The 21,542-nt window shown below is 65.5% G+C and carries 24 protein-coding genes; 11 read left to right on the plus strand and 13 right to left on the minus strand.

Annotated elements, in window-relative coordinates; translation table 11 throughout:
- Positions 1–13: 13 nt before the first annotated feature.
- Together XM53_RS15845 and XM53_RS15850 are read left to right on the plus strand one after the other, a co-directional pair.
- Positions 14–1,240: a DUF1501 domain-containing protein gene (locus XM53_RS15845; protein ID WP_057795066.1), complete on the plus strand. Its 1,227-nt coding sequence runs from the start codon at positions 14–16 to the stop codon at positions 1,238–1,240.
- Between the two features lie 61 nt (positions 1,241–1,301).
- Entirely contained in the window at positions 1,302–2,021 is a 720-nt protein-coding gene (locus tag XM53_RS15850) for a GNAT family N-acetyltransferase (protein WP_057795068.1), read from the plus strand.
- Between the two features lie 21 nt (positions 2,022–2,042).
- Here the strand turns inward: XM53_RS15850 and XM53_RS15855 are convergent, their stop codons facing one another.
- Positions 2,043–2,759, minus strand: a complete 717-nt coding sequence (locus XM53_RS15855; protein WP_057795070.1) for a response regulator — start codon at positions 2,757–2,759, stop codon at positions 2,043–2,045.
- A 182-nt stretch (positions 2,760–2,941) separates the two neighbouring features.
- On the opposite strand from XM53_RS15855, the gene mce reads away from it, so the two are divergent.
- On the plus strand, positions 2,942–3,346 hold the full coding sequence (gene mce, locus XM53_RS15860) for a methylmalonyl-CoA epimerase (RefSeq protein ID WP_057795072.1): 405 nt from the start codon (positions 2,942–2,944) through the stop codon (positions 3,344–3,346).
- Entirely contained in the window at positions 3,346–3,624 is a 279-nt protein-coding gene (locus XM53_RS15865) for a DUF1467 family protein (RefSeq protein WP_057795075.1), read from the plus strand. The genes mce and XM53_RS15865 overlap by 1 nt, the downstream gene beginning before the upstream one ends.
- 60 nt (positions 3,625–3,684) lie before the next feature.
- On the opposite strand, the gene XM53_RS15870 is transcribed toward XM53_RS15865, so the two are convergent.
- A complete protein-coding gene (locus XM53_RS15870) occupies positions 3,685–4,143 on the minus strand; it encodes an Lrp/AsnC family transcriptional regulator (RefSeq protein ID WP_082631064.1) in 459 nt (152 codons plus the stop codon).
- A gap of 114 nt (positions 4,144–4,257) precedes the next feature.
- Between XM53_RS15870 and XM53_RS15875 the strand changes: the two genes are divergently transcribed.
- The gene (locus XM53_RS15875) at positions 4,258–4,464 is read left to right on the plus strand and encodes a DUF6356 family protein (protein WP_057795077.1); all 207 of its coding nucleotides are present in this window, start codon (positions 4,258–4,260) and stop codon (positions 4,462–4,464) included.
- A gap of 115 nt (positions 4,465–4,579) precedes the next feature.
- Here XM53_RS15875 and XM53_RS15880 read toward each other — a convergent pair whose 3' ends face one another.
- From XM53_RS15880 to XM53_RS15905, 6 genes are all read right to left on the minus strand, one after another.
- A complete protein-coding gene (locus XM53_RS15880; RefSeq protein ID WP_057795299.1) occupies positions 4,580–5,194 on the minus strand; it encodes a YitT family protein in 615 nt (204 codons plus the stop codon).
- 172 nt (positions 5,195–5,366) lie between these two features.
- On the minus strand, positions 5,367–7,574 hold the full coding sequence (locus XM53_RS15885; RefSeq protein WP_057795080.1) for an NADP-dependent isocitrate dehydrogenase: 2,208 nt from the start codon (positions 7,572–7,574) through the stop codon (positions 5,367–5,369).
- Positions 7,575–7,689: 115 nt separating this feature from the next.
- Positions 7,690–8,928 (minus strand): multidrug effflux MFS transporter, encoded by a 1,239-nt coding sequence (locus XM53_RS15890; protein ID WP_057795081.1) that lies wholly within the window; start codon positions 8,926–8,928, stop codon positions 7,690–7,692.
- Positions 8,929–9,042: 114 nt separating this feature from the next.
- The gene (locus tag XM53_RS15895; RefSeq protein WP_057795084.1) at positions 9,043–9,513 is read right to left on the minus strand and encodes a metal-dependent hydrolase; all 471 of its coding nucleotides are present in this window, start codon (positions 9,511–9,513) and stop codon (positions 9,043–9,045) included.
- A 102-nt stretch (positions 9,514–9,615) separates the two neighbouring features.
- Positions 9,616–10,266 carry a DsbA family oxidoreductase gene (locus XM53_RS15900; RefSeq protein ID WP_057795086.1) on the minus strand — a complete coding sequence of 217 codons (651 nt, stop codon included), beginning with the start codon at positions 10,264–10,266 and terminating at the stop codon, positions 9,616–9,618.
- Positions 10,253–11,779, minus strand: coding sequence for a class I adenylate-forming enzyme family protein (locus XM53_RS15905; RefSeq protein WP_057795301.1), 1,527 nt, complete (start codon positions 11,777–11,779; stop codon positions 10,253–10,255). Before XM53_RS15905 ends, XM53_RS15900 begins: the two co-directional genes overlap by 14 nt.
- Before the next feature lie 67 nt (positions 11,780–11,846).
- On the opposite strand from XM53_RS15905, the gene XM53_RS15910 reads away from it, so the two are divergent.
- The 3 genes from XM53_RS15910 (at position 11,847) to XM53_RS15920 (ending at position 16,880) form a co-directional block, all read left to right on the plus strand.
- Positions 11,847–12,470, plus strand: a complete 624-nt coding sequence (locus XM53_RS15910; RefSeq protein WP_057795087.1) for a helix-turn-helix domain-containing protein — start codon at positions 11,847–11,849, stop codon at positions 12,468–12,470.
- Between the two features lie 262 nt (positions 12,471–12,732).
- The gene (locus tag XM53_RS15915) at positions 12,733–13,812 is read left to right on the plus strand and encodes an efflux RND transporter periplasmic adaptor subunit (protein ID WP_160321400.1); all 1,080 of its coding nucleotides are present in this window, start codon (positions 12,733–12,735) and stop codon (positions 13,810–13,812) included.
- Positions 13,809–16,880, plus strand: coding sequence for an efflux RND transporter permease subunit (locus tag XM53_RS15920; protein ID WP_057795091.1), 3,072 nt, complete (start codon positions 13,809–13,811; stop codon positions 16,878–16,880). The genes XM53_RS15915 and XM53_RS15920 overlap by 4 nt, the downstream gene beginning before the upstream one ends.
- A 13-nt stretch (positions 16,881–16,893) precedes the next feature.
- Here the strand turns inward: XM53_RS15920 and XM53_RS15925 are convergent, their stop codons facing one another.
- The 3 genes from XM53_RS15925 to XM53_RS15935 all read right to left on the minus strand — a co-directional run bounded on the left by XM53_RS15925 (position 16,894) and on the right by XM53_RS15935 (position 18,508).
- Entirely contained in the window at positions 16,894–17,589 is a 696-nt protein-coding gene (locus tag XM53_RS15925; protein WP_057795093.1) for an EI24 domain-containing protein, read from the minus strand.
- Positions 17,586–18,164 (minus strand): nitroreductase family protein, encoded by a 579-nt coding sequence (locus XM53_RS15930; RefSeq protein ID WP_057795095.1) that lies wholly within the window; start codon positions 18,162–18,164, stop codon positions 17,586–17,588. Before XM53_RS15930 ends, XM53_RS15925 begins: the two co-directional genes overlap by 4 nt.
- A 104-nt stretch (positions 18,165–18,268) precedes the next feature.
- Entirely contained in the window at positions 18,269–18,508 is a 240-nt protein-coding gene (locus tag XM53_RS15935) for a hypothetical protein (RefSeq protein WP_057795303.1), read from the minus strand.
- 128 nt (positions 18,509–18,636) lie between these two features.
- Between XM53_RS15935 and XM53_RS15940 the strand changes: the two genes are divergently transcribed.
- The 3 genes from XM53_RS15940 to XM53_RS15950 all read left to right on the plus strand — a co-directional run bounded on the left by XM53_RS15940 (position 18,637) and on the right by XM53_RS15950 (position 20,091).
- A complete protein-coding gene (locus tag XM53_RS15940; RefSeq protein ID WP_057795097.1) occupies positions 18,637–19,344 on the plus strand; it encodes a M48 family metalloprotease in 708 nt (235 codons plus the stop codon).
- Between the two features lie 9 nt (positions 19,345–19,353).
- A complete protein-coding gene (locus XM53_RS15945; RefSeq protein ID WP_057795099.1) occupies positions 19,354–19,713 on the plus strand; it encodes a YigZ family protein in 360 nt (119 codons plus the stop codon).
- A gap of 111 nt (positions 19,714–19,824) precedes the next feature.
- Positions 19,825–20,091 (plus strand): DUF6455 family protein, encoded by a 267-nt coding sequence (locus XM53_RS15950; RefSeq protein ID WP_057795101.1) that lies wholly within the window; start codon positions 19,825–19,827, stop codon positions 20,089–20,091.
- A gap of 24 nt (positions 20,092–20,115) precedes the next feature.
- On the opposite strand, the gene trhA is transcribed toward XM53_RS15950, so the two are convergent.
- Positions 20,116–20,814, minus strand: a complete 699-nt coding sequence (gene trhA, locus XM53_RS15955) for a PAQR family membrane homeostasis protein TrhA (RefSeq protein WP_057795103.1) — start codon at positions 20,812–20,814, stop codon at positions 20,116–20,118.
- A 125-nt stretch (positions 20,815–20,939) separates the two neighbouring features.
- The gene (locus XM53_RS15960) at positions 20,940–21,446 is read right to left on the minus strand and encodes a hypothetical protein (protein ID WP_057795105.1); all 507 of its coding nucleotides are present in this window, start codon (positions 21,444–21,446) and stop codon (positions 20,940–20,942) included.
- Positions 21,447–21,542: the final 96 nt, after the last annotated feature.

The raw sequence follows: 21,542 nt of genomic DNA on the forward strand, positions 1-21,542 counted from the left end.
AGGAGACCCGAGCATGACCGATACCTCGCGCCGCGCGTTCCTTGGCCGCAGCCTGGCGCTGGGCTGTTCGCTGGCCGCCAGCCCGCTGGTGACGCCGGTCACCATGGCCAGCGCGCCGTGGGACACGCGGCTGGTGGTGATCATCCTGCGCGGCGCGATGGACGGGCTGGACGTGGTGCGGCCGGTGGGCGATCCGAACTATGCCGCGTTGCGGGGCGAGGCCGCGCCGCAGGGCGGGCCGGCGCTGGACGGGATGTTCGCGCTGCATCCCGAGTTATCGGGGCTGATGCCGCTGTGGCAGGCCGGCGAGCTGGGCTTCGTGCACGCCGTCTCGACGCCCTATCGCGACAAGCGTAGCCATTTCGACGGGCAGGACATCCTGGAGGCCGGCACGGGGCAGGACGCGCTGGGCCGCGTCCGCGACGGTTGGCTGAACCGGATGTTGCAGGAGATGCCGGGGATCACCGCCGAGACGGCCTATGCGGTGGGGCGCGAGGACATGTTGATCCTGTCGGGGGAGGCGCCGGTGGCGAACTGGTCGCCCGAGGCGGCGCTGGCGCTGAGCCCGCAGGCGCAGCGGCTGCTGGAGAGGGTGATGCATGACGACCCGCTGTTCCGCGCGACGATGGACGAGGCGATTTCCCTGTCGCAGGCCGAGATGGCGGAGGTGGCGGGGGGCGGCCCGCTGGAAACCGGCGACATGATGAACGCGATGCAGGACAACATGCGCCCCACGCGCGACCGGGACCGCGTGGGCAGCGTTGCGCGCTTTGCCGCCGAGCGGTTGCGGGGCGATAGCCGGATCGCGGCCTTTTCGCTGAACGGGTTCGACACCCATGCGCACCAGGAGCGGAGCCTGCCGCGCGCTCTGGGGCCGTTGCAGGAGGCGGTTCTGACCCTGCGCGACGAGCTGGGCGAGGTCTGGGGCAAGACGGCCGTGCTGGCGATGACGGAATTCGGGCGCACGGCCCGGCTGAACGGCAGTGGCGGCACGGACCATGGCACGGCGGGCGCGATGCTGCTGGCAGGCGGGGCGGTTCGCGGCGGGAAGGTTTTCGGCGACTGGCCGGGGTTGGCGGAGGCGGACCTGTACCAGCGCCGCGACCTGATGCCGACGCGGGATGTGCGCGCCATCGCGGGCTGGGCGATGCGCGAACTCTTCGGAGTCGACCGGGCGCAGATGGAGGGCACGATTTTTCCGGGGCTGGACATGGGCGCCGACCCAAAACTGATCCTGTAAGGTTTCGCTTTCCTCTCAGTGTCTTGTCTGGCTATTGTCCGGTGGGAAAGATGAGGCGCAGATGACAGACGACCGCCCGGTGGGGCCGAAGATCCCGGATTGGACCGTGCCGCCGGTGCCGGACATGGCGCCGCTGGAAGGGCGCTATGTGCGGCTGGAAGCGCTGGACGCGGACAGGCACGCGGCGATCCTGTTCAAGGCCTTCGACGGGCATGACCACGTGTGGGATTACATGCCGGTGGGACCCTTTGCCTCGGCCGCGCAGTTTCATCGTTGGATGCGGGACGAAACAGCCAAGGCAACGATCCTGTTCTACGCGATCTACGACAAGGACCGGGGCGCCTATGGCGGGTTTGCGTCCTATCTGCGCATCAAGCCCGAGTCGGGGTCGATCGAGGTGGGGTTCATCGCCATGGCGCCGCAGCTTCAGCGGACGCGGGCGGCGACCGAGGCGATGCTCTTGATGATGCAATGGGCGTTCGAGGCTGGCTACCGGCGGTACGAGTGGAAGTGCGATGCGCTGAACATGCCCTCGCGGCGGGCGGCGCAACGCTTCGGCTTTACCTTCGAGGGGGTGTTCGTGCAGGCCACGGTGGTCAAGGGCCGGAACCGCGACACCGCGTGGTTCGCGGTGATCGACAAGGATTGGCCGGCGCTGCGGGAAGCCTACCAGTTCTGGCTGGCGCCCGAGAATTTCGACAAGGACGGCCGCCAGATCGAACGGCTGGCCGACCTGACGCGGCTGGTGCGCCGGGGCGGCGACCCGGCGCAGGGGGGCTGACGCACTCTGGTGTGCAAGGGATCAGATGGCGACGCGCCGGCTGATCCGGTCCTGCACCATGGCCGTCAGCGCCTTGACCGTGGCCGTGGGCGTGCGGCCACGCGCGCGAAGCTCGGCGAGGTCTTTGGTGGCCTGCAAGAGCGCGGTGTCATGGGCCGAGCGGGCAACGCCATCCAGAAACTGCGCCACGTAATCCAGCACCGGGCCATCGCTGTGATCGTCCAGCAGGTTGGCGGCATGATTCATGTCGTCGCGATAGGCCATCGGGTCGGGTGTGATCCGGGCCTGCGACACCGCGCGGGGGCCGGCGGGACGGTAGGTTTCGGGCAGGGCCGCCAGCACGCCCTGCTGAAAGGCCGCAAGGCTGTCGAGCGGTTTGTCGAGAAACCCGTCGGCGCCGGCATTGATCGCCTCAGTTGCCATGTCGGAATTGCCGCTGAGCCCCAGAAGGCCGGTCACGCGCGGAATGGCCGAGGCCAGTTCCGCGATCAGGTCAAGGCCCGAGCCGTCGGGCAGACCCAGATCGACAATGACGACGGACGGGCGATAGACCGACAGGTGCCGCCGCGCCGAGCGCAGGCAGTCGGCCCGCCGGATACGCGCCCCGCTGCGCAGGCACATCAGGCGGATCGCCTCGCACGCGTATCGGCTGTCCTCGACCACGAGGATGGTCAGGCCCAGAAGCGGGCGTCGCGCGGTTGGCGTCTTGGTAAGTGTCAGGCTGTCATTGTCGTCCATTGGGTTGCTCCATTCCGGCACCGGGTAAGCCGAAGCTAGGCAGGGTTGGCTAACGAAGGGTTAAGCGGTCGGTGAAAATCTTCCGGACCGGACGATTTGACGGGTTGCGTCGGCGTGTCGCTTGCCCCCGGCGCGTGAGCGGCCCATAACGAGGCCAGCAGTGTCAGACCAAGGAGAGCGCCATGATCGGACGCCTGAACCACGTGGCCATTGCCGTGCCCGACCTCGAGGCGGCGGCGGACCAGTACCGCAATGCGCTGGGCGCCAATGTGGGCGCGCCGCAGGATGAGCCGGATCACGGCGTGACGGTGATTTTCATCGAGTTGCCCAACACCAAGATCGAGCTGCTGTATCCGTTGGGCGAGGACAGCCCGATCAACGGGTTTCTAGAAAAGAACCCGGCGGGGGGCATTCACCATGTCTGCTACGAGGTCGAGGACATCATCGCCGCGCGCGACCACCTGAAGGAGAGCGGCGCGCGGGTGTTGGGCAGTGGCGAGCCCAAGATCGGCGCGCATGGCAAGCCGGTGCTGTTCTTGCATCCGAAGGATTTCAACGGCTGCCTCGTGGAACTGGAACAGGTCTGATGGGAATCGCGTCGGGCATCGTTCTGTTTCTGGTGATCTGGTTCATGACCTTCCTGATCGCCTTGCCGATCCGCATCCAGACGCAGGGCGAGGCGGGCACGACAGTCGAGGGCACGCACAAGGGCTCGCCCGAGCGGCATCACCTGCGCAAGAAGTTCATCATCGTCACGGGCGTGGCGTTCGTGCTGTGGGCGATTGCGGCCTATGTGATCCTGGGCGGCGTGATCACGGTGGAAGACATCGATTTCTTCGGCACGATGTCGGGCGCGCGGAACTAGAGCATGTCGCTCAAAAGTGGGAACCGGTTTTGAGCTTCTCGGACATGCGGCTGCAAAGACTCATAGCGGCAGGGCCGTGGTGTCCTTGATCTCCTCCATCACGAAGCTGGCCGAGACATCGCGCATGGGCACGCGGGCGATCAGCGCCTGGTAGAGACGGTCGTAATCGGCCATGTCCGCGACGCGGGCGCGTATCAGGTAGTCGAGATCGCCGGTCATGCGGTAAACGCCGAGGATTTCCGGCATGGCGCGGGTGGCGCGGGCGAAGGTGTCGAGCCAGTCGGCGTCATGCTGGGCGGCGCGGACCTGGATGAAGACGGTGAGGCCGAGGTTCAGCTTGGCGGCATCCAGAAGCGTGACGCGGGCGCGGATGATCCCGGCATCCTCCATCGTCTTGATGCGGCGCCAGCAGGCGTTGCGCGACAGGCCGACGCGGGTGCCGATTTCCTCCAGCCCAAGCGATGCGTCGCGCTGCAGTTCGTGCAGGATTTTCCGGTCAAGATCGTCGATTTTCCACATGATGACATAATAGTGGGAAAATTTCACGAATAACAGTGGATTTGATTGAAGGTTGAGAAAACGTCTCGGGATGAGTTTGATAGTTTAAGGGAAACCGATCAAAAGGAGTTTCCCATGCTGGCCCGTCTTTTCCTTGCCCATCCGCAAAGTGTCGATGAGACCTACCTGGAACACGCCCGGTTCGCAGGATCGTTTAGTGTTAAACTACTTGCCGCCGGGTTCTGCGCGTTGGTCCACGCGGTCTTGCCCTTTGCGTTCGAGAAGACGGCCAGCCGGATGATCGCGGAGATGTATGCCAGGACGCATGGGCGGGGCCAATAAAGACGCACGGGTGCGTGGGTTTTCACCCACCCTACGCGGCCCCCATACGGCCCGCAGGCGGGTGGGTGTTGCGGCATTGGGAACGCCATGGCGGGGTGCAACCCCGCCCTACGGATCAATTGGCGATATAGCGTTTGCGGTTGTGGTTGAAGGTGATCACGAGGTTGAGAACCAGTGCGCCCAAGAGCGACCAGCCCACCACGCTGAGCGGGAACAGGAGCGCGGCGGCGGTGAAGATCACCGCGTCGGTCATCAATTGCACGTAGCCCGCGCGGAAGCCGGTTTTCTCCTGCACCCAGAAGGCGACGACGCCGAGACCACCAAGCGAGCTTTTGTGTCGGAACATCGCCAGAAGGCCCATGCCCACCGTCGCGCCGAAGATCACGGCGCCGAGTGCGGGGTGCAGATGCTCGATTGTGAAGCCGAGCGGCAGGAAATCCGTCACCAGTGACAACAACCCCACGGAAACGAGCGATTTTATGGTGAATTCCAGCCCGAGCTTGCCATAGGCCAGCGCGTAGAAGGGCAGGTTGATGAGAAAGAATACCACACCGAAGGACCAGCCCGAGAGGTAGCTGAGGATCACGGCCACACCGGCGGTCTGGCCGGTGATGAGGCCCACGGTGGTCAGAATGTGGATGCCCACCCCGCAGAGCAGCACGCCGAGGGCGATGCCCTGGGCGTCTTCGATCGGGGAATGGGGTACCGTGGGCGTGTCTGTGGCGGTCATGCGGGTGAGATAGGACAGACTGCCTGCCACTTCCACGAAATCCCGCCGCCCTGTGCGTATTGAACAGGCAATGCAAGATTATACAGCGTCCCGTTCGATCCTTGCACAGGTCTTAGATGGAAAAGCCGCCCCGTTTGAGCGGGGCGGCTTGGGTCTTCGTATGAAGGATCAATTACTTGCCGATGATGCCGTTCAGCGTGGGGCTGGGGCGCATCACGGTGGCAAGGCGGCCCGCGTCGGGGTGGTAGTAGCCGCCGGTATCCGCCGGGCTGCCCTGCGCCGCGGCGAGTTCCGCGACGATCTGGTCCTCGTTTTCGGCCAGCGCCTTGGCCATGGGTGCGAATTCCTCGGCCAGCTTGGGGTCGTCGGTTTGCGCGGCCAGTGCCTCGGCCCAGTAGCGGGCGAACCAGTAGTGGCTGTCGCGGTTGTCGGGCTCGCCCACTTTGCGCGAGGGCGAGCGGTTGTGGTCGAGGATGCCCTGGGTCGCTTCCTCGATGGTTTCGCCGAGGATGCGGGCGCGGGCGTTGTCCTTGGTCTCGCCCAGGAACTTGAAGCTTTCGCCCAAGGCGCAGAATTCGCCAAGGCTGTCCCAGCGCAGGTGGTTTTCGGCCTGCAGCTGTTGCACGTGCTTGGGCGCGGAGCCGCCCGCGCCGGTCTCGAAGAGGCCTCCGCCGTTCATCAGTTTCACGATCGACAGCATCTTGGCCGAAGTGGCCAGTTCGAGGATCGGGAAGAGGTCCGTGAGGTAGTCGCGCAGCACGTTGCCCGTGATGGCGATGGTGTTTTCGCCCTTGGTGATGGTTTCCAAAGACGCGCGGGTGGCTTCGCGCGGGGCCATGATCTCGAACTTGTCGGCGACGCCTTTCGCCTCAAGGATCGGCTTCACAAAGGAAATGAGCTCGGCATCGTGGGCGCGGGTCTCGTCGAGCCAGAAGATCGCGCGGTAGCCGGTGGCCTTCTGCCGTTCGATAGCAAGGTTGACCCAGTCCTCGATCGGCGCCTTGCGGGCCGAGGCGGAGCGCCAGATGTCGCCTTTCTTGACCTCGTGCGAGTGCAGCACGGTGCCGTCTTCGAGGATCATCTTGACGGTGCCGTCCTCGGGGATCTCGAAGGTGGTCGGGTGGCTGCCGTATTCCTCGGCCTTTTGCGCCATGAGCCCGAGGTTCTGCACGGTGCCGGCGGTGGCCGGGTCCAGTTTTCCGTTTGCCTTGAAGAACTTGATGCTCTCGTCATAGACCGGCGCGTAGGAGCTGTCGGGTATGATGCAGACGGCATCGTGTTCCTTGTTGTCCGGGCCCCAGCCCTTGCCGCCCGAGCGGATGAGGGCGGGCATGGAGGCGTCGATGATGACGTCGGAGGGCACGTGCAGGTTGGTGATGCCCCGGTCGCTGTCGACCATGTACATCGGCGGGCGCGCCGCGCGGCAATCCTCGATGGCGGCCATGATTTCGGCGTCGTCTTTGACGCGCTCCAGCAGGTCGCCCAGGCCGGAGGCGGGGTTGACGCCCAGTTCCTTCATCCGGTCGCCGTATTTGTCGAACACCGGCTTCAGCCACTCCTTGACCGCGTGGCCGAAGATGATGGGGTCGGAGACCTTCATCATGGTGGCCTTGAGGTGCAGCGAGAAAAGCACGCCCTCTTCTTTGGTCTTCTTGATTTCCTCGGCGAGGAAGGCATCGAGCGCGGAGGCGCTCATGTAGGTGGCGTCGACGACGGTGCCGGCGGGATAGCTGACGCCCTCCTTCAGCACGGTTTCGCCGTTGGCGCCTTCCAGCACGATTTTCGCGGTGGCGGCGCCGTCGAGCGTGGCGGATTTCTCGTTCGAGAAGAAGTCGCCCGCGTCCATCGAGGCTACGCGCGTCTTGCTGTCGGACGACCAGTCGCCCATGCGGTGCGGATTGTTCTGGGCGTATTTCTTGACCGGCGCGGCGGCGCGGCGGTCGGAGTTGCCTTCGCGCAGGACGGGGTTCACGGCCGAGCCCTTGATCGCGTCGTAGCGGGCGCGAACCTCTTTTTCTGCGTCGGTTTCCGGCGTCTCGGGGTAGTCGGGGATGGCGTAGCCCTGGCCCTGAAGTTCGCGCACGGCGGCCACCAGCTGCGGCACGGAGGCCGAGATGTTGGGCAGCTTGATGACGTTGGCGCCGGGTTGCTTGACCAGTTCGCCCAGGGCGGCAAGGTCGTCGGAGACGCGCTGATCCTCGGTCAGGTGATCGGGGAAGGTGGCCAGGATGCGGCCCGCCAGCGAGATGTCGCGGGTGCCGACGGTGATGTCGGCGGCGGTGGCGAAGCTCTGGATGATGGGCAGGAGGGACGCGCTGGCCAGTTCGGGGGCCTCGTCGACCTTGGTGTAGATGATATCGGGAGTGGAGGTGTCGGCCATCGGAAATACCTTTCGATCAGGACATGACAAAGCGTGAGTCTTGAGCGCGTCATAGACCATGGCCGGGGATTTGGCCAGACGGTATGCGACAGTATACCGATTAAATTTTCGGCGATCAGTGGGCTTGGCTTGGTTCGCGGTCGAGCTTGCGCATGAACTGCGTGAGCAGCAGCGCCAGACTGGCGAAGATCGCGACGCCGATCAAGAGGGGCTGGGGCGTGCCGTTGAAGGCAAGGCCCACGGGAACGGCCAGCAGAATCGAGCCCACCGTCGCGAGCCCTGCGGTGATCGACGCGGCCATGCCGGCGATGTGGCCAAGGGGTTCGAGCGCCAGGGCGTTGAGGTTGCCCAGAGTCAGGCCGATCTGGAAGAACACCGTGACCTGCCAGACGAAGTAGACCGGGAAGCTGCCGCCCCCTGCGAGGAACGTGGCGAGCACGGCGAGGGTCAGACCGGCCTCAATCATCAAGGCCATCTGGATCAGGCGGCGCATTCCCAGACGCATCACCAGCGCGGCGTTCACCAAGCTGCCCACGGCGGCCACGGCGGCAATGGCGGCGAACCAGAAGGGAAATTCCTCTGCCCGGTCATAGGTCACGTCCATGATCTGCTGGATCGAGCTTATGGACGAGAAGAGCATGGCAAAGCACAGCGTCTGCACCGCCATCGAGAGGCGCACCATGGGATAGCGAAAGACCTCGGCGGCGGCGCCGAGGAGCTTTTGCGGGCGGAAGGCGACGCGGCGGTCGCGCGGCAGCGGCTCGGCCAGGCGGGTGGCCATCCAGAGCACGCTGATCCCCGAGAACACGAGGAACGAGATGAAGATGCCGCGCCACTCGTAAAGCGCGATGATGCCGGCCCCGGCCATGGGGGCGATGGCCGGAACGAGCGTGAAGACCAGCATGATGAAGCTCATGAGCCGGGCCATTTCGCGGCCCTTGAAGAGGTCGCGGATGATGGCCATGGCGACGACCCGGGCCGCGGCGGCGCCCAGCCCTTGAAGTACGCGGGCGGCGAGCAAGGTTTCGAGCGTGGGCGCGAGCAGCGCCAGAACGGCACCTGCGCAATAGACGCCCGCGCCCCAGGTGATGACCCGCTTACGGCCATAGGCATCCGACAGCGCGCCGACAAAGAACGTGCCGACGCCTAGGCCCAGCACGAAGCTGCCGATCACCAGCTGCGCCTGGTTGGGCGCGTCGGGCGAGAGCTCGGTCCCGATGGCGGGCAGGGCGGGCAGCATGGCGTCGATCGTATAGGCGACCGTGGCCACCAGCATCGCCATCATCGCCACGAACTCGGGCCGTCCGATGACGGGGGCATGGGAAGTGGCGGGATGGTCGGTGGGGGCGGTCATGCACGGGCGCTATCATGGCGCGTGGATGTGCGCCAGAGAGGGATTTGCACAGACAGGGGGCCGTTTTCGCACAGGTGCCTGGATGCCCGACAGGTCACCTTTCACGTGGTCGCTTCAGGTCGGGCTGCGCCGGAGCAATAGGAAAAGGGCCGTCGCCCAAATGCCCAGTTCCGCGAGGAAAACAGGGTGGAGGATGAAGTTCAGGATCCAATGGCTGTGGGCAGCAGGCACGGTGACAAGGTGAAAGAAGCGGTCCGAGGCGGGCCAGAGCCACTTGATGTCGCCGGCCACGGTGTCGAGCAGCAGGTGAACGAGGATCGCGGCGAAGAAGGCCAGGGTGGGGCGGACCCAGTGAGAGCAGCGCCACGCGGTCAGAGGCAGGACGATCAGGGCGAAGGCGGCCCAGAAGGTCGGGATGTGCACCCAGTAGTGGTGGTGGTGAAAGGCGCGGCCATCAATGAGATAGAACCAGATCAGGTCAAGATCGGGCAGGAGGCCGCCAAGCATCGCGGCCCAGAACACTGGCCCGGACCGGGCAAAGGCACGGGCTGTGAGGTAGGCGGCTGGCAAGTGGGCTGTGATCATGCCCACAGGCTAGACAGGGTCGTGCGGGCCTTTTTTTGCAGCGGTTCATGAGTTTTGGAAGAGCGTCCGCGCAATTTGCGCGTTCACTCGTGTTGCGGCGGTTCAGGCGTCTTGGTCGGTTTCAAGGTTCTCGACGATCTCGTCGATGACCTTGATCCAGAGGTCGGGAGCCTGACAGCCCGGCACGGCGTGCTTGCCGGCCACGATGAAGCAGGGCACGCCGGTGATGCCCATCTCGCGGAAGGCCTTGTCGCGGCCCGCGATGCCCTCGATATCGGCGTCGGAGGCCAGCAGTTTCTGCACCACGGCGGCATCCATCTCGGCACTGTCGGCGATATCGCCCAGAACCTCGTGCTCGCTGATGTCGCGCCCGTCCTCGAAATAGGCGCGGAAGAGCGACATGGCGACGGCCATCTGGCGGCCCTCGATGCCCGCCCAGTGGATTAGACGGTGGGCATCCATCGTATTGGGCGTGCGTTGGATCTTGTCGAAATTGATCGTGAGCCCCTCGGCCTCGGCCCGTTCGGCGATGGGCGCGTAGGCCTGCACGGCACCCTCCTTGCCGCCGAATTTCTTTTCGAGATACTCACGCCGGTCCATGCCTTCGGGCGGCATGTCGGGATTGAGCTGGTACGGATGCCATTCAATCTCGAACGGGTGGCCGGGGCGTTCGGCCAGCGCCTTGTCGAGGCAGGCCTTTCCGATATAGCACCACGGGCAGATCGGGTCGGAGACGATATCAAGCTTGACCATGCAGGTCCTTGTAGATCGGCCGCAGGGCGCGGCGCAGGAGTTTTCCGTTGGCGCCCGTGGGCAGCGCGTCGAGGTGGAAGAAGCCACGGGGGCGCTTATAGGCGGCGAGGTTATCGTTGACATAGGCCTTGAGCGCGTCCTCGGCAACCGGGGCGGGGGCGGTGTAGAAGGCCATGATGAGGCGGGCGTCCTGTTTGACCTCGATCTCGGTCACGGCGGACTGTGTGATGTCGGGATGCGCGTTCAGGACCGCCTCGACCTCCATGGGCGACACGCGGAAGCCGCCGGCGTTCATCATGTCGTCGGAGCGGCCCAGATAGGTGATATCGCCTTCGGGGGACATGACACCCTGGTCACCGGTGAGGAACCACTCGCCTTGAAAGCGGTCGGCGGTCTCGTCCGGTTCATTGAGGTAGCCCAGCATGAGGCCTGGGTCGGAGCGGTGGATGGCGATGGTGCCTTCCTCGCCTACGGGCACGGGGCCGTTTTCGCCGATCAGCGCCACCTTGCGGCCCGGTTGCGGGCGGCCCAGCGTGCCGGGCGCGGCGGGGTGAGCGGGGCAGCCGGAGATGAAGGTGGAGCATTCGGACATGCCGTAGGCTTCGAAGAGCGGCGTGCCGGTCGCCTCGCGCCACTGGGCGTCGATGGTGGCAGAGAGCTTTTCGCCCGCGGTCAGGCCGTGGCGAAGTTTCGACAGGTCGAGCGTCTTGCCGGGCGTGACGAACTTGCGGAAGACGCCGGGGGCGGCGGCGAAGATGGTGGCGTCGTGGCGTTTCATCAGCAGGGGCAGCTGGTCGGGCGTGACGGATGTGGCGGGGATGAGGGCGGTGGCGCCCGCGGTCCACGGATCCATCAGGCCGGTGCCGAGCGTGTAGGTCCAGTTGAAGGCGCCGGCGTGCATCAGGCGGTCGTCCTGGCGCAGGCCGTACCAGCCGTCGACCATCATCTGCCGCGCCCAGATGGCGCGATGCGCGTGCATTACGGCGCGTGGCGTGCCAGAGGTGCCGGAGGTATAGATGATATAGGCCAGCCGGTCGGGATCGCCCATGTCGAACGCGGCCGGGGCATTGTCGTGCATGGCGCGCAGGGTGTCGGTGCCGAGGGCGGGGATGTCAGTGTCGGGGCAGGGAATGCCGTCGCCGCGCAGGATCGCCTTGGGTTGGGTCGTCTTGAGGATGCCCGCGACCTCGCGCTCGGTCAGTTGCGAGGAGGTGGGGATCGGCACGAGGCCGATGGCTATGGCGCCGAGATAGGCGATGGGGAAGTCGACGGTGTTGCCGAGGCGCATGAGGACACGGTCGCCGGGTTGAAGGCCGTGCTCCAAAAGGCCTGCGCCGGTGCCCAGGACCGCGGACTTCAGGCGCGCGAAGCTGTAGCGTTCGGAACCGGAGAGCCCGAGTATTGCAAGCGCGATCTTGTCGGGCAAGTCGTCGGCGTGGCGCAGCACGTGTGCTGCGAGGTTGAAGGGCGCCGGGCAGGGCGGAAAGGCGGTGGTGTCGGTCTCGGAGCGCATGGACCGGAGGATTATGGGCGCCACGGCGAAGTTGCAAGCCATGGCGGCCCTGCGTATAGCGTAGGACATGGAAGACAGATCGCCCGTGAGCCTGATCAGGCTGGCCCGTGAAAGCGGGGAAGAGGACGCGGCCCAGCCGCTGAACCTTGCCGAACGGGTGCGCGATTTGCGCAAGTCGCGGGGCTGGACGCTGGAACAGGCCGCAAAGCAGGCGGGGCTGGCGCGGTCCACCTTGTCGAAGATCGAGAACGGGGTGATGTCGCCCACCTACGATGCGTTGAAAAAGCTGGCGGTGGGGCTGGAGATTTCCATTCCGCAGCTGTTCACGCCGCCGCAGCGCGAGCAGGTGAGCGGGCGGATGGCGGTGACGCGGGCCGGGCAGGGCACGGCGCAGGCGACCACCACCTATGAGCATGAACTTCTGGGCGATGCCCTGTTGAAAAAGCGGATGCTGCCCTATCGCGCCCGCATCCGGGCCCGGTCCGTCGAGGAGTTCGACGGCTGGGTGCGCCATGACGGCGAAGAGTTCATGTATGTTCTGACGGGCGTTGTCCGGCTTTATACCGAGTTCTACGAGCCGATCGAGATGCGCCGGGGCGACAGCGCCTATTACGATGCCACGATGGGCCATAACGTGGTGTCGGTGAGCGACGAGGATGCGACGATCCTGTGGGTGACGTCGCTGGCGTGAGCGTAGTGTGCGTGGGGGCGGCGCGTGGGCTTTCGCCCACCCGACGCAGGCGACACCTCGCGGTTTTGTGATGGCATGGCGGCCGCATTCGCCCGTGACCGAATGACCCGTGGCCTGTTCCTTGGTCCGGGCTGCCCTATCTCGCCAGTTTAACCCGATCGGACGGTCCTGCGCTTGCGCACAGTGCCCTGCATCGGCCTGTGACCGCTTGGAGGTAGTTGATTTGGGCACGGTTTTCAAAACCATACTCGGCCTTTGTGTCGTGGCTGTTTGTGCCGCTGCGGGGCTTTGGGGCACGCAGCAGATCCTGTCGCAGGGCGGTTCGGGCGAGGCCGCGTCGGCGCCGCCGGCGGTGCGCGTGGAACTGACACAAGCCGAAACACGGCAGATCGAGGACCGGGTGAGCGGGGTCGGCACGCTGATTCCGGTGCGCTCGGTCGAGCTGGTCCCGGCGGCGGCCGGGCGGGTGACGGCTGTGCCGGTCTCCTCCGGGGAAGAAGTCACCGAGGGCGAGATCCTCGTGCAGCTGGACGACCGGGCGGCCCGCGCGGCGCTGGCCGAGGCCGAGGCGACCTTTGCCGAGGCGGAAGACGAGTTCCGCCGGGTCGAGGAACTGACCGACAGCAACGCCGCCGCCGAGGCGCGGCTGGAAGAGGCGCGCGCGGCCTATCGCCGGGCGGAAGCCGCCTTGATGATGGCGCGCGCCGATCTGGAAGACCGGACGCTGGTGGCGCCTTTCGACGGGGTGCTGGGGCTCATTGACATCGAGACGGGCACGTTTCTGGGCGAAGGCATGGCCGTGACGCGGCTGTCGGACATCACGACGATGGAACTGACGGTGTCGCTGCCCGAGCGGTATTTCGACCGCATCCGGGTGGGGCAGGCGGTGAACGTGACGACGCCGGCCTACCCGGATGCCGAATTCGACGGCGAAGTGACGGTGCGCGCGCCGGAGGTGAACCTGGAGACGCGCAGCTTCAACATCCGGGCCGAGATCGACAATGCCGACGGGCGGCTGGTGGGCGGCATGTTCGCCGATGCCGAGATCGTGTTGGACACCTACGAAGGCTTGGCCATCGCCGATGACGCGATCATCAGCGAGGGATTGGCAAGCTATGTCTACACCGTCGCGGACGGGGCCGCGGTGCGCACCGAGATCGAGCCGGGCCAGTCGCTGGGCGCGATGACGGAAGTGCGTGAGGGGCTGAGCCTGGAGGACCGGGTGGTCGTGTCGGGGTGGGACAACCTGACGGACGGGGCGTCGGTCGAGGTGGCCGAGGATGTGGACCAGCAGGACGACGCGTCGGCACAGGGCGACGACGCGGAGGGCGCCACCCAATGACGCTGCCCGACCTGTGCATCAAGCGGCCCGTGCTGGCCACGGTCATGTCGATCCTGATCATCGTGGTGGGCATTGCCGGGCTGACCCGGATGCCAGTGCGGGAATTGCCCGACACCACCACGGCCGAGGTCACGGTCAGCGTGCCCTATATCGGGGCCGGTCCTGGTGTCGTGGACAGCGAGCTTGCGACGGTGATCGAAGGCGCGCTGTCGACCGTGTCGGGTATCGACAGCATGAACACCGAATCCGAGCTGGGCGGTTTGCGCACGGTCATCACGTTCCGGCAGGGGCGGGATATCGACCAGGCGGCGGCGGATGTGCGCGCGGCGGTCGAGGGCGTGGCGGGCGATCTGCCTGAAGAGGCCGAAGAGCCGCAGGTGGAGAAGAACGACAGCCAGGGTGACCCGATCCTGTGGATGACGTTGACGTCCGAGACCCTGTCGGCCTCGGAGCTGACGGATTACGCGGACCGCTTCATCACCGACCGGCTGGAAACGCTGAGCGGTGTGGCGGCGGTGCAGATTTACGGCGACCGGGCCTATGCTATGCGCGTCTGGCTGGATCCGCAGGCGATGGCGGCGCGGGGTGTGACCGCGAACGAGATCGCCGACGCGCTGCGGGCCAACAACCTGGAACTGCCTGCGGGCACCATCGAGAACAAGGCGCGCACGTATTTGCTGCGTACCGAGACGCGGCTGTCGAGCGTCGAGGCGTTCGAGGATCTGATCGTGCGGTCGGACGAGAATGGCAGGGTTCTTTTGGGCGACGTGACCCGGATCGAGCTGGGAGTCGAGAGCGATGACAGCGAATTCCGGGCCAATGGCGAGACGGCGCTGGGCCTGGGTGTGTTGCGGCAATCCTCGGCCAATACGCTGTCGATCTCGGCGGCGGTCAGCGAGGAAGTGGAGCGGATCGCGGCAGACCTGCCAGGTGGGACGGATTTGCAGATCACGTCGGACGACGCGGATTTCATCGAGAACTCGATCCGGCAGGTTCTGACAACGCTGGCCATCGCCGTGGGGATCGTGGTGGCGGTGATTTATGTGTTTCTGACTTCGATCCGGACCACGGTGATTCCGGCGGTGACCATTCCCATTGCGCTGTTGGGCGCTTGCGCGGGGATCGCGCTGGCCGGGTTTTCGATCAACATTCTGACGCTGTTCGCATTGATCCTGGCCATCGGGCTGGTGGTCGACGATGCCATCGTGGTGCTGGAGAACATCGAGCGCAAGGTCGAGGAAGGCGAGGACCCAAAGGAGGCTGCGCGCACGGGCGCGAACCAGGTCTTCTTTGCCGTGGTGTCGACCTCGGCGGTGCTGATCTCGGTTTTCGTGCCGCTGTCGCTGCTGGAAGGCGAGTTGGGCAAGCTTTTCCGCGAGTTCGGGGTGACGCTGGCCATTGCGGTGGCGCTGTCCACCTTCGTGGCGCTGACGCTGTGCCCGGTGATTGCCAGCAAGCTGCTGAAGAAGGGCATGAACGACAGCTGGTTTGCGCGCGGTGTGAAGCGGGTGACGCAACGCACCTCGGACGGGTATCGCAAGCTGCTGACCCGGGCGATCAAGGCGCCGCTGGTGGTGCTGGCCGTGGCGGCGGTGCTGACGGGGATGTCCTGGACGCTGTACCAGCAATTGCCGTCGCAGCTGACGCCGGCATCGGACCGGGGGATATTCTTTGTCTCGATCCAGGCGCCGCCGGGGTCGGCCTTGCCGCTGACCGACAATGCTGTGAGCCAGGTCGAGGAGCTGATCGCGCCTTACCGAGACGACGGCGTGGTGGAAGACACCATCGCAATTGTCGGCCAATACGGCGAGTCTGGCCGGGCCTTCGTGGTGGCGGTGATGTCGCCGTGGGGCGAGCGCGACATGGGGCCGCGCGACGTGCTGAACGAGCTGCGGCCCGAGTTCGCCAAGATCACCCGCGCCAGCGTGCGTGCGTTCGCGCCCTCGGGGCTTGATGCGGGCAGTGGCTCGGGGTTGGAGGTAATCGTCACAGGGCCGAGTTTCGAGGATGCCGCCGAGTTTTCGCGGCAGATGGAAGAGGCGATGCGCGCCAGCCCCGACCTGACCGGGGTGCGGCGCGACTACGAGATCAACACGCCGGGCTTCGACATCAGCGTGAACCGGGCCTTGGCACGTCAGATTGGGGTTGAGGCGCGGGATATCTCGGACGCGGTGCGCACCTTCTTTGCCTCGGCAGAAGTGACCGAGTTCATCTCGCGCGACCGGCAGTATCCGGTGATCCTGCAGGCGCCGGACGCGCGGCGGACCAATATCGCGGACCTGACCGGCGTGAACGTGCGGACCGCGACGGGCGAGCTGGTGCCGCTTGACGGGCTGGTCACGCTGGAGCGGCGCGCATCGGTGCGGGCCTTCAACCGCTACAACCGCCTGCCTTCGGTCGAGATCAGCGCGTCTCTGGCGGAAGGTGTCGACCTTGGGTCTGCCATCGCGACGGTCGAGGAGATTGCCGCGGACATGCCCTCGGCCATGCAGATCAGCTATTCCGGGCAGGCCGAAAGCTATCAGGAGACGTCGGGGGGGATCGCGCTGACATTCGCGCTGGCGCTGTTGATCGTGTTCCTTGTGCTGGCGGCGCAATTCGAGAGCTTCATTCAGCCGGTGGTGATCCTGCTATCCGTGCCTTTGGCCGTGGCGGGGGCGCTGTTGACGCTTTTTGCGCTGGGCGAGGCTATCAACATCTATACCCAGGTGGGGATGGTGATGCTGATCGGGCTGATGGCCAAGAATGGCATCCTGATCGTGGAATTTGCCAACCAGCTGCGCGAGGAAGGCCGAAACGTGCGTGACGCGGTGATCGAGGCGTCGGCGGTGCGGCTGCGGCCGATCCTGATGACAGTGATGTCGACGGTGCTGGGCGCGGTGCCGCTAGTGCTGTCCACCGGCGCGGGGGCGGCCAGCCGTTTTTCCATCGGGATCGTCATCATCGGCGGGTTCATGTCGGCCTCGGTGCTGACGCTGTTCCTGACGCCGGTGCTGTATGACCTGTTGCAGAAGGACCGGCAAAAGGAAGATGCGCCAGAGGGTGCGGGCGCGCAGCCGGCGGAGTAGGGGCGCCTGCGCCTCAGATTTCTGATTTGGCTACCTTGTGATAGATATGGGTGAAGGTCGCCGCGCCCAGGATCGGGATCACGAGGTTCACCAGCGGGATCGACAGGGGCAGGGCCATCAGGGTGCCGGCCATCCAGATCGTGCCGCGATGTTCCTTGCGCAGAACCTTGGCGTTGGCGCGACCGACGCGGCGCATGGCGGCCAGTTGAAAATACTCCATTCCCAGCAAGTAGCCGTTCACGCCCCAGAAGATGAAGGGCGTGGCGGGCGGAAAGAAGGCGTAGAGGATGAAGGCCAGGAGGTTGGCCGCGATGATGACGCCGAGGAAATTGACGCTGTCCTTCAGCCCGTCGAAGAAGGGCACCGGCGGAACGGTGGGCAGGTTGGGATAGTGCCGGTCCTCGACCGCCTGGGCGACCGTGTCGAGGAAGAGCGAGGTGATGGCCGAGGCCACGGGCACCATCAGGAAGACCGACAATATCAGCATCAGGAAGAAGCCGGACCAACCGAGCAGGTCGTCGATCCAGTTGACCTCGCCGATGACGGGCAGGGTGGTGGTGTCGCCGGTGGCCCACTGGATGAACATCAGAAAGGCGGCGGTGGTGGCGACGAGCAGCAGGAAAGACAGCGCTACGCCCAGCCAGAAGACCTTGCGAAAGCGCGGATCGCCCAACTGCCCCAAGGCCTTGAAGAAGGCAGTGAAGATCATTCCGTTACCCAGGTGGTGATCGCGTCGATATCCGGGCGGGGGCGCTCGGGCGGGGCCGATGTTTCGGTGCCGAGGAAGATCAGGCCGGCGATGCTTTCATTGTCGGCAAGGCCGAAACCCTGCGTAAGGAAATCACGGTCGTGAGCCGCCCAGCCGGTGAGCCAGTTGGCGCCCCAGCCCGAGGCCAGAGCGGCGTTCAGCAGCGCAAGGCAGACGGCCCCGGCGGAGTAGGTCTGTTCGATGGCGGGGATTTTTTCCGATGGTTTCTGTACCTCGACCACCGCCACGGCCAGTTGTCCGTCTTCGTACTGTTTGGCGGCCTTGGCGATATCCTCTTCCGATTTGCCCAAGGCGGCGCCGCGCGCGCGGGCCAGGGCGGCCAGGCGGGGCATGGCGGCGCGATCCAGCACGATGAAGCGCCACGGCTCCAGCTTGCCGTGATCGGGCGAGCGGGCGGCGGCCTGGAGAATGGGCAAAAGGTCGTCGCGCGAGGGCGCCGGGCCGGTCAGCGTCTTGGCCGGGCGCGAGCGGCGCGTCAGCAGGAATTCCATCGCGGCAGGATTGGGAACGGGCATGAGGGCCTTTCGTTACAAACTTGGATATTGGGGCATATGTCGGGCGGTGCGGTCCGGGCGTCAACCCTTTTGCCGCAAACGGTCAGGCCCCTGGAAAAACGCGATTATGTCTTGCCGCGCGACAGGCTGTAGACCCCTTCGGGCAGGTTCAGCGCGGCGCCGAGATCCTGCAACTGGGTGATCGACAGCGTCACCTTCTGCACCCGGTCGGTGCGCGGATCGAGCTGTTCTATGGTCACGCATTCCTCGAACGCGTTGATGGTGACGTCCTCTTGCAAGGGCGTGGTGCCCTCGTCGATGAGGGTGACAACGGTGGCGTCGAATTCGTGCTCTATCGAAAACATGGGATCACAGTAACGCATGGGAGCCCGAGCGCAATCGGCTATGCTTTGCACGTCCGTGTGAGGGGGACTGGCCCTCGGCGCAAAGCCTGCTAAAACTAACGGATCGGGAGCAATTGTGGGTGAGACAGATGCGGTGGAAGGTTCTGATTTGTGCGGTTTTCCTGGCGGGTTGCGAGGTAACCACCACGGGCGGCGACGCGCCGCAACCGCGTCCGACGGGGCAGCAGCAATCGGTCAAGGCGCCGTCGGGCACGCAGCTGGCGCGATTCCGGCAGGTGGTGGCCCGGGTCGAGCCGGTGGCCGAGCGTGAGTGCCGGGCGCGGGGCGGCAACGTGAACTGCGATTTCAACGTGGTGCTGGACGATCGCCCGGGCCGTCCGCCCAACGCGTTCCAGACGCTCGATCGCAATGGCCGGCCGATTCTGGCCTTTACCGCGTCGCTGATTGCGGATGTGCGCAACGAGGACGAGCTTGCGTTCATCTTCGCGCACGAGGCGTCGCACCATATCCGGCGGCATATCCCCCGCCAACAGCAGAGCGCCGCGGCGGGGGCCATCCTGCTGGGCGGTCTGGCGACGCTGGCCGGAGCCGGAACGGGCGCGGTGGATGCCGCCACCAATGTGGGCGCCTCGGTCGGCGCGCGCAGCTATTCCAAGGAGTTCGAGCTGGAGGCCGATGCGCTGGGCACGATCATCGCCAAGAAGTCGGGCTACAACCCGATCCGGGGCGCGGAGTATTTCACCCGCATTCCCGATCCGGGCAACCGGTTCCTGGGCTCGCACCCGCCCAACGCGCAGCGGATCGAGACCGTGCGCCGCGTGAATGCGCAGTTCTGACGGGGTGACATGCTGCAACTGACCGGCGTGATTTCCGACCGGGGGTCGAAATACGCCGTGTCGGGCGGCGTGGCGCGGGACCGTGCGGCGGTGGACGCGTTTCTCAAGGAACTGAAGCGCGAAAAGAAATTCGCCAAGGCCACGCACAACACCTGGGCGATGCTGGATGCCGAGGGCACCGCGCTGAAATCCGACGATGGCGAGGCCGGGGCAGGCATGGTGATCGTGCGGATGCTGGAGCGCGCGGATCTGCGCGAGCACGTGATCGTGGTCACGCGCTGGTTCGGGGGCAAGCATCTGGGCGGCGACAGGTTTCGCCACGTGCAGGACTGCGTCAGCGCCTATATTGAGGCGCTGGACGGCGCTTGATGCAGATCAAGGCGCGCTTGGAGGGGCTGCGCCAGTCTCGGCGGCAGGGGCGCCCCTGACGCGGCAATCACGCCGGCAGGACAGGTGGCACCCTTTCGACAGGAGGGCGCCATGCCGCAGACGAAAACCATCAAACGCCATGCCGATCTTGTGGACCGGATGGCCGGAACGCTTGGACTGGACTTGGAAGAGAAAGTCTATGCCGGGCAACTGGACCCCGAGACGCTGTGCGACGCGATTCTGCGATGCACGGGCTGTTCCGATCCGGAAGGCTGCGAGGCGTGGATGGCGCGGCAGACGGCCCCGGTGGACGCGACGCCGCTCATGTGTCGCAACGGCGAGGTGTTTGCCGCGCTGACGGCGGGACGGCGGATCTGACGTGTTCAAGCGGGTGATGCGGCGCTAGAGCGGTGCGATGCTCTTTGCCATGGCGCCTGAAATGCCGAGAAAGCAGCAGGCGGTGGCGATCAGCACGCAGGCGTGCCAGATCGCGTTGCTGAATTTCAGCGTGTCCCAGCAGTAGAACACCACCGCGCCGGAATAGATGATGCCGCCCGCGAAGATCAGTGTCAGGCTGTTGGCCGGCAGCGACGGCCAGAGCGGGACGATGATGATCAGGCCCAGCCAGCCAAGCGCCACCTGTGGCAGCCAGTGCGTGCTCATCTTGCCGCGCGCGGCCAGGAGTTTGCGCACCGCGCCCGAGAGTGCGAGGAACCAAACCAGCGTCAGCACGGTATAGGCGAAGGGCGTGTTCAGCAGAACGGCAAGCGGCGTGATCGTGCCCGCGATCTTGACGTAGATGGCGGCGTGGTCGATCCGGCGCAGCACCGGGCGCAGGGAGGTATGTGCGGCCAGGTGATAGGCCGCCGAAGCCGACAGCATCAGGATCATGGCGAGCCCGTAGACGATGGCCGCCGTCATCGGCCCCGCCGTCAGTTGGCCGGCGTTGGCGATGATCAGGAACGCGACCGCGACCAGCGCAGCGCCGACCCCAAGCACATGCACGGCACCGTCGGCGATCCGTTCTGCGCGTGTGTAGCTGGGGTAGGACATATCGCGGTCCTTTGTCCTTTGGCTGTCCAGTTGGTTCGTGTCGATCATGACACTGAGATGTCTCTATTATGTTTCAGTTTTAGGTCTGTTCGTTCAAAATTTATATGACAAGACCGTAATCAAAATGGAAACACGGGCCCGATCGGACCCATGTTTGCTTTGTTTGCAAATAGTTAGCGGGCGTGAAGCCGCTCGAGATAGACCACGGTTGACGCTGCGGCAATCCCGTAGATCACGTGGCCGACCAGCGCCACCCAGGTGATGCCGGTGAAATTCAGAAAGAACGGCAGCCCGGCGATGCTGGTGACGCCGCCGATGGCAAAGACCCAGAGCGCCGCGCCGTAGAGCGCCGAGGCCGGGAACCAGTGCAAGCCGGGAAGGGCGCGTTTCAGCGCGGGACGCGCGATGTAGAGCCAGCCGATGGGATAGGCCAGAAGACCAACGAAGAAGAGGTGCATCAGGTGGCCGTAGGGGGCAGCGTTGGGCAGGCCCAGCGAGCCCAGCAGGCTGCGGGCAAGGCCCACGGGGGCGAGGTTGGCAAAGCCCAGGAGGGGCGAGAGCGCCTGGCCGAAAATGTCGAAGGCGATGGTGCCGGCGGCGCCGGAGAGCAGGATGAGCAGCACCGTGTCGACGGAAAGGGCGGGCACGGTGCGGGCGGGATCGGTGGCGAGGGACGTCATGGTCGCGGTTCCTTGTCAGGCTGTGGTTGCGTTGGTGCCGCCAAGCTGCGGGGGAACCATATGACAATCAACTGACAGGCCCGTGAGCACACGGGT

The sequence above is a fragment of the Roseovarius atlanticus genome, from assembly GCF_001441615.1.
GTDB lineage: Bacteria > Pseudomonadota > Alphaproteobacteria > Rhodobacterales > Rhodobacteraceae > Roseovarius > Roseovarius atlanticus.

Excerpts from the sequence above, each read along its gene's own strand:
- XM53_RS15845 (WP_057795066.1), top strand. The coding sequence starts at position 14 with ATGACCGATACCTCGCGCCGCGCGTTCCTTGGCCGCAGCCTGGCGCTG.
- XM53_RS15850 (WP_057795068.1), top strand. The coding sequence starts at position 1,302 with ATGACAGACGACCGCCCGGTGGGGCCGAAGATCCCGGATTGGACCGTG.
- XM53_RS15855 (WP_057795070.1), bottom strand. The coding sequence starts at position 2,759 with ATGGACGACAATGACAGCCTGACACTTACCAAGACGCCAACCGCGCGA.
- mce (WP_057795072.1), top strand. The coding sequence starts at position 2,942 with ATGATCGGACGCCTGAACCACGTGGCCATTGCCGTGCCCGACCTCGAG.
- XM53_RS15865 (WP_057795075.1), top strand. The coding sequence starts at position 3,346 with ATGGGAATCGCGTCGGGCATCGTTCTGTTTCTGGTGATCTGGTTCATG.
- XM53_RS15870 (WP_082631064.1), bottom strand. The coding sequence starts at position 4,143 with ATGTGGAAAATCGACGATCTTGACCGGAAAATCCTGCACGAACTGCAG.
- XM53_RS15875 (WP_057795077.1), top strand. The coding sequence starts at position 4,258 with ATGCTGGCCCGTCTTTTCCTTGCCCATCCGCAAAGTGTCGATGAGACC.
- XM53_RS15880 (WP_057795299.1), bottom strand. The coding sequence starts at position 5,194 with ATGACCGCCACAGACACGCCCACGGTACCCCATTCCCCGATCGAAGAC.
- XM53_RS15885 (WP_057795080.1), bottom strand. The coding sequence starts at position 7,574 with ATGGCCGACACCTCCACTCCCGATATCATCTACACCAAGGTCGACGAG.
- XM53_RS15890 (WP_057795081.1), bottom strand. The coding sequence starts at position 8,928 with ATGACCGCCCCCACCGACCATCCCGCCACTTCCCATGCCCCCGTCATC.
- XM53_RS15895 (WP_057795084.1), bottom strand. The coding sequence starts at position 9,513 with ATGATCACAGCCCACTTGCCAGCCGCCTACCTCACAGCCCGTGCCTTT.
- XM53_RS15900 (WP_057795086.1), bottom strand. The coding sequence starts at position 10,266 with ATGGTCAAGCTTGATATCGTCTCCGACCCGATCTGCCCGTGGTGCTAT.
- XM53_RS15905 (WP_057795301.1), bottom strand. The coding sequence starts at position 11,779 with ATGCGCTCCGAGACCGACACCACCGCCTTTCCGCCCTGCCCGGCGCCC.
- XM53_RS15910 (WP_057795087.1), top strand. The coding sequence starts at position 11,847 with ATGGAAGACAGATCGCCCGTGAGCCTGATCAGGCTGGCCCGTGAAAGC.
- XM53_RS15920 (WP_057795091.1), top strand. The coding sequence starts at position 13,809 with ATGACGCTGCCCGACCTGTGCATCAAGCGGCCCGTGCTGGCCACGGTC.
- XM53_RS15925 (WP_057795093.1), bottom strand. The coding sequence starts at position 17,589 with ATGATCTTCACTGCCTTCTTCAAGGCCTTGGGGCAGTTGGGCGATCCG.
- XM53_RS15930 (WP_057795095.1), bottom strand. The coding sequence starts at position 18,164 with ATGCCCGTTCCCAATCCTGCCGCGATGGAATTCCTGCTGACGCGCCGC.
- XM53_RS15935 (WP_057795303.1), bottom strand. The coding sequence starts at position 18,508 with ATGTTTTCGATAGAGCACGAATTCGACGCCACCGTTGTCACCCTCATC.
- XM53_RS15940 (WP_057795097.1), top strand. The coding sequence starts at position 18,637 with ATGCGGTGGAAGGTTCTGATTTGTGCGGTTTTCCTGGCGGGTTGCGAG.
- XM53_RS15945 (WP_057795099.1), top strand. The coding sequence starts at position 19,354 with ATGCTGCAACTGACCGGCGTGATTTCCGACCGGGGGTCGAAATACGCC.
- XM53_RS15950 (WP_057795101.1), top strand. The coding sequence starts at position 19,825 with ATGCCGCAGACGAAAACCATCAAACGCCATGCCGATCTTGTGGACCGG.
- trhA (WP_057795103.1), bottom strand. The coding sequence starts at position 20,814 with ATGATCGACACGAACCAACTGGACAGCCAAAGGACAAAGGACCGCGAT.
- XM53_RS15960 (WP_057795105.1), bottom strand. The coding sequence starts at position 21,446 with ATGACGTCCCTCGCCACCGATCCCGCCCGCACCGTGCCCGCCCTTTCC.